Annotated in this window: 10 protein-coding genes and 3 pseudogenes; 7 read left to right on the top strand and 6 right to left on the bottom strand. The window is 72.5% G+C overall.

Features of this window, described 5'->3' with window-relative positions; translation table 11 throughout:
- The first annotated feature begins 3 nt into the window (after window positions 1-3).
- Window positions 4-3453 carry an NACHT and WD repeat domain-containing protein gene (locus OG607_RS35830; RefSeq protein WP_405732537.1) on the top strand — a complete coding sequence of 1150 codons (3450 nt, stop codon included), beginning with the start codon at window positions 4-6 and terminating at the stop codon, window positions 3451-3453.
- On the opposite strand, the gene OG607_RS35825 is transcribed toward OG607_RS35830, so the two are convergent.
- Together OG607_RS35825 and OG607_RS35820 are read right to left on the bottom strand one after the other, a co-directional pair.
- Window positions 3444-3824, bottom strand: a complete 381-nt coding sequence (locus tag OG607_RS35825) for a VOC family protein (RefSeq protein ID WP_405732534.1) — start codon at window positions 3822-3824, stop codon at window positions 3444-3446. The two genes, OG607_RS35830 and OG607_RS35825, sit on opposite strands and share 10 nt — an antisense overlap.
- Window positions 3806-4321, bottom strand: coding sequence for a DUF6817 domain-containing protein (locus OG607_RS35820; protein WP_405732531.1), 516 nt, complete (start codon window positions 4319-4321; stop codon window positions 3806-3808). The genes OG607_RS35825 and OG607_RS35820 overlap by 19 nt, the downstream gene beginning before the upstream one ends.
- A 380-nt stretch (window positions 4322-4701) precedes the next feature.
- Here OG607_RS35820 and OG607_RS35815 point away from each other — a divergent pair, with 380 nt between their 5' ends.
- From OG607_RS35815 to OG607_RS35800, 4 genes and pseudogenes are all read left to right on the top strand, one after another.
- Window positions 4702-5241, top strand: a complete 540-nt coding sequence (locus OG607_RS35815) for an MOSC domain-containing protein (RefSeq protein WP_405732528.1) — start codon at window positions 4702-4704, stop codon at window positions 5239-5241.
- A 19-nt stretch (window positions 5242-5260) separates the two neighbouring features.
- A pseudogene (locus tag OG607_RS35810) lies at window positions 5261-5524 on the top strand (transposase family protein); the annotation flags it as partial.
- 158 nt (window positions 5525-5682) lie between these two features.
- Window positions 5683-6054: pseudogene (locus tag OG607_RS35805) on the top strand (transposase family protein); the annotation flags it as partial.
- A 93-nt stretch (window positions 6055-6147) separates the two neighbouring features.
- Window positions 6148-6367, top strand: a pseudogene (locus OG607_RS35800) (hypothetical protein); the annotation flags it as partial.
- Between the two features lie 50 nt (window positions 6368-6417).
- On the opposite strand, the gene OG607_RS35795 reads toward OG607_RS35800, so the two are convergent.
- The 3 genes from OG607_RS35795 to OG607_RS35785 all read right to left on the bottom strand — a co-directional run bounded on the left by OG607_RS35795 (window position 6418) and on the right by OG607_RS35785 (window position 10702).
- Window positions 6418-8568 carry a protein kinase domain-containing protein gene (locus OG607_RS35795; RefSeq protein ID WP_405732525.1) on the bottom strand — a complete coding sequence of 717 codons (2151 nt, stop codon included), beginning with the start codon at window positions 8566-8568 and terminating at the stop codon, window positions 6418-6420.
- Window positions 8569-8938: 370 nt separating this feature from the next.
- Window positions 8939-9214, bottom strand: a complete 276-nt coding sequence (locus OG607_RS35790) for a hypothetical protein (protein ID WP_405732522.1) — start codon at window positions 9212-9214, stop codon at window positions 8939-8941.
- 30 nt (window positions 9215-9244) lie between these two features.
- The gene (locus OG607_RS35785; protein WP_405732519.1) at window positions 9245-10702 is read right to left on the bottom strand and encodes an FAD-dependent monooxygenase; all 1458 of its coding nucleotides are present in this window, start codon (window positions 10700-10702) and stop codon (window positions 9245-9247) included.
- 52 nt (window positions 10703-10754) lie between these two features.
- Here OG607_RS35785 and OG607_RS35780 point away from each other — a divergent pair, with 52 nt between their 5' ends.
- Window positions 10755-10967 (top strand): hypothetical protein, encoded by a 213-nt coding sequence (locus OG607_RS35780; RefSeq protein ID WP_405732517.1) that lies wholly within the window; start codon window positions 10755-10757, stop codon window positions 10965-10967.
- 7 nt (window positions 10968-10974) lie between these two features.
- A complete protein-coding gene (locus OG607_RS35775; protein ID WP_405732515.1) occupies window positions 10975-11454 on the top strand; it encodes a Clp protease N-terminal domain-containing protein in 480 nt (159 codons plus the stop codon).
- Here OG607_RS35775 and OG607_RS35770 read toward each other — a convergent pair.
- Window positions 11426-12160, bottom strand: coding sequence for an SDR family NAD(P)-dependent oxidoreductase (locus OG607_RS35770; protein WP_405732512.1), 735 nt, complete (start codon window positions 12158-12160; stop codon window positions 11426-11428). The two genes, OG607_RS35775 and OG607_RS35770, sit on opposite strands and share 29 nt — an antisense overlap.
- Window positions 12161-12168 lie beyond the last annotated feature (8 nt).

The raw sequence follows: 12168 nt of genomic DNA, 5'->3' as shown, positions 1-12168 counted from the left end.
TCCATGGACCGCCGCCTGCTCAAGCCCGTGCTCGACGTCCTGCTCGTGCTGGTCGGCGCACTCCTGGGCATCGCCACCAACTACGCCACCGGCGAGACCGCCCACGTCCCCCTCGCCCTGCGGCTGCTGCGCGAGTGGTCGGTCCCGCTGGTGGGCCTCGGGCTGGCCGCCCTCGTCGCGGGCCAGATCTGGCTGCACCTGCTCGACCGCCCCGTTCCCCCGCCCCGCGTCTGGGACTCCGAGCAGCCGCCCTACCCCGGCCTCGAAGCCTTCACCGAGCACGACGCGGCCGTCTTCTTCGGCCGCGACCGCGAGATCGCCGAGCTCGTCGAGCGCCTGCACCCCGCCGTCCCCGCCCGCGCCCACCGCTTCGTGACCGTCGTCGGCCCCTCCGGCAGCGGCAAGTCCTCGCTCGTACGGGCCGGGCTGCTGCCCGCCCTCGCCCGGCGGCGCGGGCGCTGGGCCACCGGGCCGGTCGTCCAGCCCGGCACGGACCCGGTCGCCGGGCTCGTACGCGGCCTCGCCGGCCTGGACGTCGCCCGGCCGGCGCTGCTGGTGGTGGACCAGCTGGAGGAGCTGCTCACCCTGTCGGGGCCGGATGAGCGGGCGGCCTTCCTGGCCGCCGTCCGCGATGCCCTCGCCGCCGACCCGCGCCTGTGGATCGTCGCGACGCTTCGTTCGGACTTCCTGACGGACCTGCTGGACTCCGGCTTCGCCGACCTCATACGCCAGCCGTCCGTCGTCGGCGTCCTCGGCCGCGACCAGCTCCGCGAGGTCATCGCGAGACCCGCCGAACAGGCCGGGCTCGGCTTCGACCCCGGCGTCGTCCCCCGTATGGTCGACGACTGCGGCGGCGGCGACGCCCTCCCGCTGCTCGCGTACACCCTCCAGGAGCTCTACCTCCGCGCCGGCGGCTCCGGCGGCACCGTCACCGAGGCCTCCTACCGCGCCCTCGGCGGCGTCGCCGGCGCCCTGTCCGAGCGGGCCGACCGGATCGCGGCGGAGCTGGCGGACGCGCCCGTCATCCCGACCCTCCTCAAGTTCGTCACCGTCGACCGCGACGCCCCGACCCGCCGCCGGGTCCCCCGCACCGACCTCTCCCCCGCCGAACAGGAGGTCGCCGACGCCTTCGTCGCCGGCCGCCTCCTCACCGGCGACGGCGGCGTCCTGGACGTCGCCCACGAGGCCCTCTTCCGCCAGTGGCCGCCGCTGCGGCAGGCCGTCGAGGCGCGGGCCGAGGACCTGCGGCGGCGGACCGAGCTGGAGCGCTGGGCGCAGGACTGGGCGTACGCGGACCGCGCGGACGCCTATCTGCTGACCGGCGAGCGGCTGGCCATGGCCCGGCAGTGGCTGGCGGAGGACGGCAGCGTGCCGCTGGTCGTGGAGTTCGTGCGGCGGTCGGGACGCAAGGACCGGGCGACGCTGGCCCGGGCGGCGGACGCGGTGGCGGTGCGGGTGCTCGAAAGCGCCTCCCGCGAGCCGGAGTTGGCCATGCTGGCCGCGCTGACAGCGGTGACGGAGTGCGGGCCCACGCCGGGTGCGGTGCAGGCGCTGCACACCGCGATCGGGGCGTCGCGACTGCGTTCCGTCCACCAGGGCTTCGAGCGCCGCGCTTCCGCAGTGGCGTGGTCCCCGGACGGCCGGCGGCTGGCAGCGTCCTCGAACGACGGCACGGTCCGCGTCTGGCAGGGGGACGATCCGGAGCCCGTGGTCCTGACCGGAGGCGGCGACCGGATGCTCGGGCTGGCCTGGTCCCCGGACGGGGGCAGGCTCGCCGCGACGTCGAGGGACTCGGCCGTGCGGGTCTGGTCGAGCACGACCTGGGCCGAACTCGCCGTCCTCCGTCACGATCCCGCGCCGGCTGCCGACGCGCGCGACGACGGCGTCGGCAGCGTCGCCTGGTCACCGGACGGCAGCCGTCTGGCCTCGGTGGGCAGCGACCGGGCGCTGCGGATCTGGGACGGCGGTACGTACGCCCAGGTCGCCGTGGGGCGCGGGCACGAACGCATGGTGCGCGGGGTGGACTGGTCGCCCGACGGCCTGCGGATCGCCAGCGCCGGCCTCGATATGACGGTCCGGATCTGGGACCCCGCCGACGGCCGCGCCCTCCACGTGCTGACGGGCCACCAGGACGCCGTCAAGGCCGTCGCCTGGTCCCCGGACGGCGCGCTCCTCGCGTCCGCGTCCGACGACCGCACCGTACGGCTGTGGGACACCGGCACCGGCGCCGAGCAGCGCAAGCTCACCGGTATGGACGGCTTCACCTGTCTGGTGTGGTCCCCGGACGGCAAGCGGCTCGCCGTCGGCGACAAGGACCGTACGGCGCGTGTCTGGAGCATCGGCCCCGGCCCGAGGATGGTCTGGCTGACCGGACACGCGGACACCGTCTACGGCATCGACTGGTCGCCGGACGGCAAGCGGCTCGCGACCGCCTCCCGGGACCGCACGGCGGCCGTCTGGGACGTCACCGCGCACCCGACCTCCCTTGCCGGGCACGAGGATTCCGTCTGGGAGGCGGCCTGGTCCCCGGACGGCCACCGGATCGCCTCGGCGTCGCAGGACGGCAGCGTACGGCTCTGGGACGCCGCCGACGGCCGCTGCCTGTGGGTCGCGAACCTGGACGGCGAGGTCGCCGACGTGGCCTGGGCACCCGACGGCAGCCGCCTGGTCGCCGCCATGCGTGACGGCACGGCCGTCGTGCTGCCCGCCGACGGCACGGGCGCCCGTACGGTCCTCACCGGGCACACCGAGGAGCTGTCCCGCATCGCCTGGTCCCCCGACGGCACCCGTATCGCCGCCGCCTGCCGCGACAGCACGGCCGCCGTCTGGGACGCCGCGACCGGCGCCGCCGTCCATGTCCTGCGCGGCCACGCCGACTGGATCGGGGGCGTGGCCTGGTCCCCCGACAGCCGCCACCTGGCCACCTGCGGCACCGATCGGACCGTCATCGTCTGGAACGCGGACGACGCAGCCGTGGTCACCACCCTGCGCGGCCACAGCGACTACGCCTGGAAGGTCGCCTGGTCCCCCGACGGCCGCCGCCTCGTCACCGGCTCCCGCGACCGCACCCTGCGCCTCTGGGACCCCTTCGCCGGAACCCAGCTCGCCGTCCTCACCGGCCACGAGGACCGCGTCCAGGGCGTCGCCTGGTCCCCGGACGGCCACCTCATCGCCTCCGTCTCCCGCGACCGGACCGTACGCCTCTGGGACCCCGATGCCGCGACCCAGACCGCCGTGCTCGGCATCCACGACGACTGGGTGAACGGCCTCTCCTGGCACCCGGACAGCTCACGCGTCGTCACCGCCTCCCGCGACCGCACCCTGCGCGTCTGGGACGTCACCGACGGGGACGTCGACGCCCTCCTGCGCCGGGCCCGCTCCCGGGTCTTCCGTGACCTGACGGCCGACGAGAGGCGCGCCTATCTGCTGCCGGACCCGCCGGATCACGAATAGACGCTGAGCTCGATCAGGTTCCCGTCCGGGTCGCGCAGGTACACGCTCTCGATCGGCCCCAGCGCCCCCGTCCGCTTGACCGGCCCCTCCTCCACCGGCACCGCCTTGCTGATCAGTTCGGCGATCACCTGCTCCAGCGGCGTACGCACCACGAAGCACAGGTCCGCGCTCCCCCGGGTGGGCCGGCGGGCCCGGGGCTGGAACTCCTTCGCCACCTGGTGCAGGTTGATCTTGCTGTCGCCGAAGGCCAGCGCGTGCCGGCCGTCGCCGAACTCGACCGGCTCCATCCCCAGCACGCGCGAGTAGAAGCCGATCGTGGCCTGGATGTCGGCCACGGTCAGCACCAGGTGGTCTAACCGGTCGATCCGCATGCCGACACACACTCCTTCCAGGCGGATTCGCTGAGCAGCGGCCGCAACCGGGTGAACAGCCCCAGCAGTTCCGCGCCCCAGCGGGCTGCGAACACCGGGTCGGTCAGCACCAGATCCAGTTCGTTCGCCGCCGTCAGCTCCGCGAAATCGCACCGCATCCCGACCGACGGGACGTAGCCCCGGCCCGTGAAGCGGTCCCGGAAGACCGCGTGGCCCTCGTCCGCGAGCGCGGGATAGGTCGCCCGGCGGTCGCAGCTCGCGTAGTCGTACACCAGCCGCTCCGCCTCCGGCCCGATGACCGCCGCCAGTTCGGCCCTGCGGTCCAGTGGCAGCAGCGCCGTAGGGAATCCGTCGGTGCCGTACGCGGCATGGCACAGCCCGGCCACCTGCAGCTCCGGCCGGGCGCCCCATCGGGCGAGCAGAGCGCGTACGCGCAGCAGGTGGTCCAGCAGGGTTCCGCCGGGGTGCGCGATCGCGCCGGCTCCAAGTGTCGTCAAGAAATGGGCAGCGTCGTCTTCAGCATCCACGGTTCGGCCGTCCCTCCGTCAGCGGGTCGGCACCCTCCGAAGGGTTGCCGCCCAGGGGCACTGCACGTGGTTCCAGCGGGGCTCTTCCCCGTTTGGCGCCGCCCCGAAACCGGCTTCAGCGCTAGCCTCGGGCTTTCGCGGGTGGGGCTGTCCAGTTCTTGATCAAATGAACGGAGAGTGCCTATGACCTGCGACGATGGGACTTGTCCAAGGTCCTGTTGGTCGCACGGGAAGAAGGCACTCCTCAGGTGAGTAACGGCCTCACCCGCGATTGACCGTGGCTGCTGCGCCTTGAGGCCCGAGGGTTAGGGTCGTGGCTGATCATTGTCATTGAGGAGGAGGCTCCGAGGATGAGCGGGATGGTGACGGCAGTCAGCAGCAACGGCGAGTACACATTCACAAAGCCGAACCGGGACAGCATCACGCTGCTCGCCGGGCTTGGTGTGGAGGGTGACGTACATGCCGGCGTGACTGTCAAGCATCGCTCTCGGGTCGCGCAGGACCCCACCCAGCCGAACCTGCGCCAGGTCCACCTCATCCATGAAGAGCTCTTCGCCGAGGTCCGTGTGGAGGGATTCAAGGTGGTGCCCGGTGACCTCGGCGAGAACATCACCACCAGCGGTATTGATCTGCTCGGCCTGCCGGTCGGCACGCTGCTGCGCATCGGCGACGCAGTGCTGGAGGTGACCGGCCTGCGCAATCCCTGCCTGCAGATCGACAACTTCCAGGACGGGCTGCTGAAGCAGGTTGTCGGCCGTGATGAAGCCGGGAACATCGTGCGCAAGGCAGGAATCATGAGCATCGTGAAGGAGGGCGGCGCGGTGCGCCCGGGCGACACGATCAAAGCGGAGCTTCCCAGCGGGCCACACCGGCCTCTGCAACGAGTCTGACGTCTCCACCGGGCAGGCCGTGACATGGCATCGGCCGCGCGGGTTCTTGTCTGCCTTCTGCGGCCTATCGCGCCAGTATCTCGGCGAGTTGATTGAAGAACTCGCGCCACGCTGGGACGCGCGCTGCGAGTCCAGACGCCATGACCGGCGCCACGGCAAGCGCCGACGGGAGGCCGGGGCCGGACCGAAGTACGAACTCGTCTTCATCGACCGGGTCTTGGTGACCCTCGTCCACCTGCGCACCGGGTTGACCCACCAGGCCCTGGCCGTCATCTACGAGGTCGGTTCCTCCACCGTCGGCCGGGCGATCGCGGAGATCCGTTCGCTGCTGGCCGAGCGCGCGGGTTCGCCGTGCCCGGCCGGCCCTGCCTGCGACTGCGCACGCTGGGGGACGTGTTCGCCTATGCCGAAGCCGAGCAGATCACGCTCAGGATCGACGCGATGGAAACACAGGTCCGCCGCCCGCAGGCGGGCAAACCCGACCGCCGCGCGTTCGTGTCGGGCAAACGCAAGCAGAACACCATCAAGACCACCACGATCAGCGACAGCCAGGGCCGCACCCTCTTCTCCGGAGCCGAACGGCCCGGCCGGATGCACGACCAGACCGCCCTGCGCACCGAGGGCATCGCCGAGCAGTTCCGGCAGCGTCCAGGCGTGAAGGCCGAGGTCGACGACGGCTACCGGGGCCTGGCCAACGAGTTCCCCGGACAAATCTTGGGCCCGCCGAAGAAGCCGAAGGGCCTCGACGACGGGCCGCTGACCGAGTACTACGGCTGGCGCGAGGCCAAGCGCCGCCAGTCCTCACGCCGGATCTGCGTCGAGCACGCCAACGCCGAACACCGCCAGTGGCGCCCCATCCAGCGGTACACCGGACGCCGCGACGACTCACAGCCCTGCCGAACCCTAGCCGTCACCGTGCAGTACGCCCGGCAGTTCGCCGGTACGAACATCCTGATCAACGCCGCCTGCCCGGCCCCGCACTCCTGAGCAGGGCGCGGCCACAGCGATCCGGCGCGCCACGCTGCCCGACGGCGGCCCGACCGGTTCGTTCTTCGAGGACGACGGCCTCATCCCCTGGTGCCCCCGAGCCGTTCCCGCAGGTCGCGATCGGCCGCCCCGCAGATGACAGGGCGTCATCTGCGGGATGGCTTCGAACCGGTCCCGGGAGGCGGCCTCTCAGGACACCGTCAGGCAGTAGACCCGGTCGAAGTGGGTGGCGATCAGGTGCCCCTTGCTGTCGCAGGCGAGCTGCCAGCCGTTGACGCCGGTCTCCTGGCCGTCGGTGAAGTTCCACAGCAGTTCGCCGCGGTCCGCGCTGATCGCGTAGAAGCCGTCCTTGTTCTCGAAGGCGGGTACGAAGACGGTGCCGGCGCTCGCGGTGATCGGCAGGTCGATGTCGAGCGGCGGCGTCCGGCAGAACCAGCGCCGGGAGCCGTTCGCCGCGTCGAAGGCGTAGACGCCGGACCCGTCCGCGCTGGTGGCGTAGACGGTGTTCCCGAGGACGCCGAGGGCGCCGAAGCCGCCGGTGCTGGCCCGGACTTGCCAGCGCACACGGCCGGTGTCGAGGGCGAGGGCGATGAGCTGGCCGCCCGCCGCCAGAACGGTCTTGCCGAGCAGGACCAGTTCCGGGCGTACGTCGTAGCCGACGGGGTGCTGCCACAGGACGCTGCTGTCCTCGGCGCTGCGGGCGGTGATGTTGCGCAGGCCGTCGGTGTAGACGAAGAAGCCCGGCACGATGATCGGCTTCAGGGCGATACCGATGTCCTCGACGCTGATGGGCGTGATGAGGGCCCGGCGGAGTCGGAGATCCGTGCCGACGATGACGTTCCGGGAGGTCTCCGCCGTCGTCTTCCCGTCGGACGTGGACTCGAAGCGCAGGCCGACGATGATGACTGTGTCGTCGCCGAATTTTCCGAGCACGGTGTCGAAGCGGAAGCCCGTTCCGTAGTCCTGTGCGAAGCGCTCGGCGCCGGTCGCCGGGTCGACGCCGACCACCGTGGCGGCGGCGCCGCTGCCCAGGGCCGCCACCGCGTCGAACACCAGCAAGGGCGGGGTCGGTGACTGGCTGATGCCGTCGTAGACCCACTTGGGCCGGCTGCCGTCCTTGAGGGACAGGCACAGCAGACTGCCGGGCAGGGCCTTGAGCAGGGCGGTGCCGTCGTTGAAGACGGCCGGGACGGGAAGCAGGGTCCGGCCACTGTAGGTCCAGTTCGGCTCGGGCGCCCGGCCGAGCGGCCGTAAGGCGGAACTGCTCCCCGTCGAGTGCGACAGCAGCAGGGCGCCGCCACCGCCGAGGACGGCCACACCGCCCGCGGCCGCGCCGATGAGGACCGTCCGGCGGGAGGGGCGGGACCGGTGGCTGCGCGGGCGTTCCCGTGGGACGCCGGAGCCGTCCGCCGGTCCGGGAACCTCCGTGACGGCGGGCTCCCGCAGCGGTGCGTCGAGATCCATGACGGCTGCGGCGTGCAGGGCGATCGAGGAGCTCACCGCCGCCGGCAGCCAGCCCTCGTGCAGCGCCTGGTCGGTGCCGGCGGGCGCGCACATCGCGGAGATCCGGTCCGGAGTGGGCCTGGCGCGCGGCTCCTTGGCGAGACAGATCCCGATGATCTTGTCCAGCGGTGCGGGCACCGCCGTGAGGTCCTCCGTGCCATGCGCCACCTGGTAAAGCAGGGTGGCCGCCGAGGAGCCGCTGAAGGGGGCGCGTCCGGTCGCGGCGAAGGCCAGCACCGAGCCGAGGCAGAAGACGTCCCCCTCCGGGCCCATCGGATCGCCGGTGGCCTGCTCCGGGCACATGTACCGGGGAGAGCCGAGCAGGATCCCGGACCGGGTGAGCTCGTAGTCGTCGGCCGCCCGCACGATGCCGAAGTCGATGACGCGGGGGCCGTCGGCGGCGAGCATCACATTGGACGGCTTGAGGTCGCGGTGCACCAGCCCCGCGGAGTGAACGGCCACCAGCGCCTCGGCCAGCCCGGCGCCGAGCGCCAGCACCGACTCCATCGGCAGCGGGCCGTGGGCGGAGACCGCGTCGGCCAATGTCGGGCCGACCACGTAGGCGGTGGCCAGCCAGGGCGTGGGATCATCCGGGGCGGCGTCGAGCACCGGAGCGGTGTATCTGCCGCCGACCGCGCTCGCGGCCTCCACCTCACGGCGGAAGCGGCGCCGGAAGTTCTCGCTCCCCGCGAGTTCGGGCCGGATGGCCTTGATAGCGACGGTACGACCGCCGCCGGAACGGGCCAGGAACACCTGGCCCATGCCGCCGGCCCCGAGCCTCGCAATGAGGTGGTACGGGCCGAACCGCTCAGGATCAGCCGACTCCAGTGGCTGCATGGCATTGGCTGCCTTCGGTATGCGCGGGCGCGAACTTCCCGCGGAAACGGGTGACACAGGAGGCAGAGTATGGCTTGGAGTGATGGGTGGGACATGAATCGGAAGGGTCGGTTCAGCCCTTTCACAGCGTGCTGACGCCTTCTCGCCCCGCTGTGTCCGCACATCACGCACCATCCCCTGAGGGCGTCATGCAACCCACCGACGGCGAAAGAGAGCGTTCCACGCGCCGAACCGTCCGCACGGTCCTGCGCGTACGCCGCCGGCAGGTGACCGGGGAACGGCCCCGCCCTCCAGGCGCGCCTTCGCCACGGCGGCGATGGGCCACGCTGCTCACCGGCTGCGCCTCCGGTACCGGGGCCCGGACCGAGGCTCAGGCCACGGCCCGGGCCTCGGCCACCACCCCCACCACGACCCCGACTTGGGCCGTACGCACCAGCGGTACGCCGGCGTCACCGCGCACCCTGGCGCGCTCGGTCCCGGTCAGGCTGCGGATACCCGCCATCGGGGTCGACACCCCGGTGCCGCGGCTGGGGCTGGCGTCGGACGGCACCGTGCAGGTGCCGCCGACCGCCGCGAACAACCCGGCGGGCTGGTACCAGGGCTCGCCGACGCCCCGGAAACGCCGCGAGCGCTGGTGCCAGGGCACGCGACGCCACGGAGATCCATCAGAAGGGCCCTAGTCGCCGAACCACCTGGTCAACGCCGTGCGCAGGCCGTCCGACGCATCCCCCTCGTGGGCCACATAGCCGTCCGGGCGGACCAGGACAGCCGCCGGACCCGGCCCCCGGGGTACGGGGACGAGGTCGACGCGGTCCTTCCAGCCCGCGGCGACGGCTGCCGCGTGGCCGTCCCCCGTCGAGATCAGCAGAGCGGGGCGGGCGCGCCACAGCAGCCCCGGCACCGGCGCCGTGGAGAGCCAGCGGCCGTACGGGACGTCGGTGCCGGCCATGAGGGCGGCGATCCGGCGCAGGGTGTCGGTGTCGCCGAGGAGTTCCGTGAAGAGCTCGCGCAGCGCGGTGATGTTGTCGCCGGGGCCCACGAGGGCCCCTTGGGCGCGGGTGTGCATCAGGACGCGGCGGCTGACGGGGGCGCGTTCGGACTCGTAGGTGTCCAGAAGGCCGGGCGGGGCCCAGCCGTTGATCTCGGCGGCGAGCTTCCAGCCGAGGTTGAGGGCGTCCTGGAGGCCGAGGTTGAGCCCGGGGCCGCCCATGGCGGAGTGGACGTGGGCGGCGTCGCCGAGGAGGAGGACGCGGCCGGAGCGGTAGGAGTCGGCCTGGCGGGAGTTGACGCCTGTGGTGCGGCGCAGCATGGGTGGCCCGGCGTCGGAGGCGGGGGGCTCGCCGAGGTCCAGCGCGAGGTCGGTGCCGAGGACACGGCGTGCGGCGTCGCGGAGTTCGCCGAGGGTCATCGGTGTGCTGTCCGGGACCGGGGGATGGTCCCGTTCCGTCACGGAGACGATGTGGACGCCGGGACGGTGGGGCATCTCCGCGTACGTGAAAGAGCCCCCGGGCAGCCGGTTGTGGTGGAACGGGGTCAGCCCGCGACCGGCCAGTTCGGTGAGCAGCGCCTCGGGGAGGATGGCGTGCGCGGCGCGGGCGGTGACGCGGTCGTCGGTGATGCCGGGGAAGCCGATTCCGGTCTGTTTGCGGACGAGGCTGTGGCCGCCGTCGGCGCCGACGAGGTGGCGGGCGCGCAGCCGGTAGCCGCCTTCGGGGCCGCTCACGTCGAGGGTGACGGCGTCCGCGTCCTGCCGCAGGGCGGTGAGCTCGTGGCCGCGTCGGATCTCGACGCCGAGTTCGAGGGCGCGTTCCTCCAGCACCTGCTCGATACGGGCCTGTGGCACCAGCAGGGTGTGCAGGGGGTTGGGGTCGAGGCCGCGCAGGTCCAGCCGTAAGCCGCCGAAGGTGAAGAAGGGGGCCGGGTCGGGCGGCCCGGGGCGGCCGGCGAGGGGCTCGTACAGGCCTCGGTGGTCGAGGGCCTCCAGGACGCGGCCGACGAGGCCGTTGGCACGGGGGACGGTGCTGCGCTCGGGCAGCTTCTCCAGCACGACGGGGTGGACGCCCCCGAGGCGCAGTTCGCAGGCGAGGAGCAGCCCGTTGGGGCCGCCGCCGGAGATCACGACATCAGCGGTCATGGTTGTCAGTCTGGATTGACAACCGAGCGAATGTCAATCCAGACTGACAACCATGGAAGCGAACGAACTCGCGGAGCGGCTCAGGTCGAACGACCCCGCCGTCGGGCTCCGGGCGGTCAGCGCCCTGCACCGGCTGGCGGAGCAGGTGGAGACGGCCTCGGTGCAACAGGCCAGGCAGCAGGGCTGGTCATGGGAGCAGATCGGCGACGCGCTTGGCGTGTCACGCCAGTCCGTACATGCCAAGCACGGCAAACGAGAGAAGTGAGGTCCCCATGTTCGAGAAGTTCACGGCCGGCGCACGCGACATCGTGACGTCGGCGCTGGACGAGACCCGGCAGCGCGGCGATCGCCGCATCGGCACGGAGCATCTGCTCCTCGGCCTCCTCCACGACCCCGGCTCGGCGGCGGCCCGGGCTCTCGGCGTGGACCTGGCGGCGGCCCGCGCGGGGCTGCACGCCCTGGACCGGGAGGCCCTCGCCTCGATCGGCATTGACATCGAGGGCATCGCACTGCCCGCCATTCCCGGTTCGCCGAAGCGGACGCCCTTCACCTCCGGGGCCCGCTCGGTGTTCGAGCGCGCCGTCAAGGAGGCCACCCGCACCAAGGGCCGGCGGATCACCCCGGAGCACTTCCTGCTCGCGCTCCTGGACTGCGACCCCCAGGACCCCGCCGCCGAGCTGATGCGCAGCCTGCGCATCGACCCGGCGGCCGTACGGGACCGGGTCAGCGGCCCCGCTCCGCACCCCCGTTGACCTGGAGGATCTGCCCGGTCACATGGGCGCCGCCCGGCGAGGCGAGCCAGTGCGCCAGCGAGGCGACATCTTCGGGGACACCGACCCGGCCGTTGAGGGTCTGGCCGACGAGGAACCGGCGGCGTTCCTCGCTCAGGCCCTCGCCGAAGAACTCGGTGTCGGCGATATAGCCGGGGGCGATGACATTGACCGTGATACCGCGCGAGCCGAGAGCGGCGGCGAGGTCGTACGCGTACGGGTGCAGGGCCGCCTTGGCGGCGCCGTAGGAGCCGGAGCCGCCGCCACGGACGGCGGCGATCGAGGAGAGGAGCAGCACACGGCCGTTGTCGGCGAGCAGCTCGCGCAGAGCCTCGGTCAGCAGGACGGCGGTGAGGACGTTGGCCCGGAAATTGCCGGTCCACAGCTCTGCGGTGGTCAGCCCGACGGCGCCCTCGCCGAGGGCGACATTGCCGCCGGCGTTGTTCACCAGCACGTCGACGCGTCCGTACCGCTCGGCGAGCAGATCGCGGACGCGGGCCGCCTCCCGCTCGTCGGCGAGGTCGGCGACGACGGCGGTCGCCGCGGGGCCGAGCCGCTCGACGGCGGCGTCCAGGACGTCCTTGCGGCGGCCGATGAGAACGGCCTGGTCACCGTCGCGTACAAAGGCTTCGGCGACGGCCAGGCCTATGCCGGTTCCGCCACCGCTGATGACCACGATTCGCGACATTTCGAAGA

The sequence above is a fragment of the Streptomyces sp. NBC_01537 genome (assembly GCF_045040445.1).
Taxonomy (GTDB): Bacteria; Actinomycetota; Actinomycetes; order Streptomycetales; family Streptomycetaceae; genus Actinacidiphila.
Note: the sequence above shows the minus strand (reverse complement) of the source record. Positions and strands in the feature narration are given on the sequence as shown.

Bases quoted from the DNA above. Each gene is read 5' to 3' on its own strand.
- OG607_RS35830 (WP_405732537.1), top strand. From the start codon at position 4: ATGGACCGCCGCCTGCTCAAGCCCGTGCTCGACGTCCTGCTCGTGCTG.
- OG607_RS35825 (WP_405732534.1), bottom strand. From the start codon at position 3,824: ATGCGGATCGACCGGTTAGACCACCTGGTGCTGACCGTGGCCGACATC.
- OG607_RS35815 (WP_405732528.1), top strand. From the start codon at position 4,702: ATGAGCGGGATGGTGACGGCAGTCAGCAGCAACGGCGAGTACACATTC.
- OG607_RS35795 (WP_405732525.1), bottom strand. From the start codon at position 8,568: ATGCAGCCACTGGAGTCGGCTGATCCTGAGCGGTTCGGCCCGTACCAC.
- OG607_RS35785 (WP_405732519.1), bottom strand. From the start codon at position 10,702: ATGACCGCTGATGTCGTGATCTCCGGCGGCGGCCCCAACGGGCTGCTC.
- OG607_RS35780 (WP_405732517.1), top strand. From the start codon at position 10,755: ATGGAAGCGAACGAACTCGCGGAGCGGCTCAGGTCGAACGACCCCGCC.
- OG607_RS35775 (WP_405732515.1), top strand. From the start codon at position 10,975: ATGTTCGAGAAGTTCACGGCCGGCGCACGCGACATCGTGACGTCGGCG.
- OG607_RS35770 (WP_405732512.1), bottom strand. From the start codon at position 12,160: ATGTCGCGAATCGTGGTCATCAGCGGTGGCGGAACCGGCATAGGCCTG.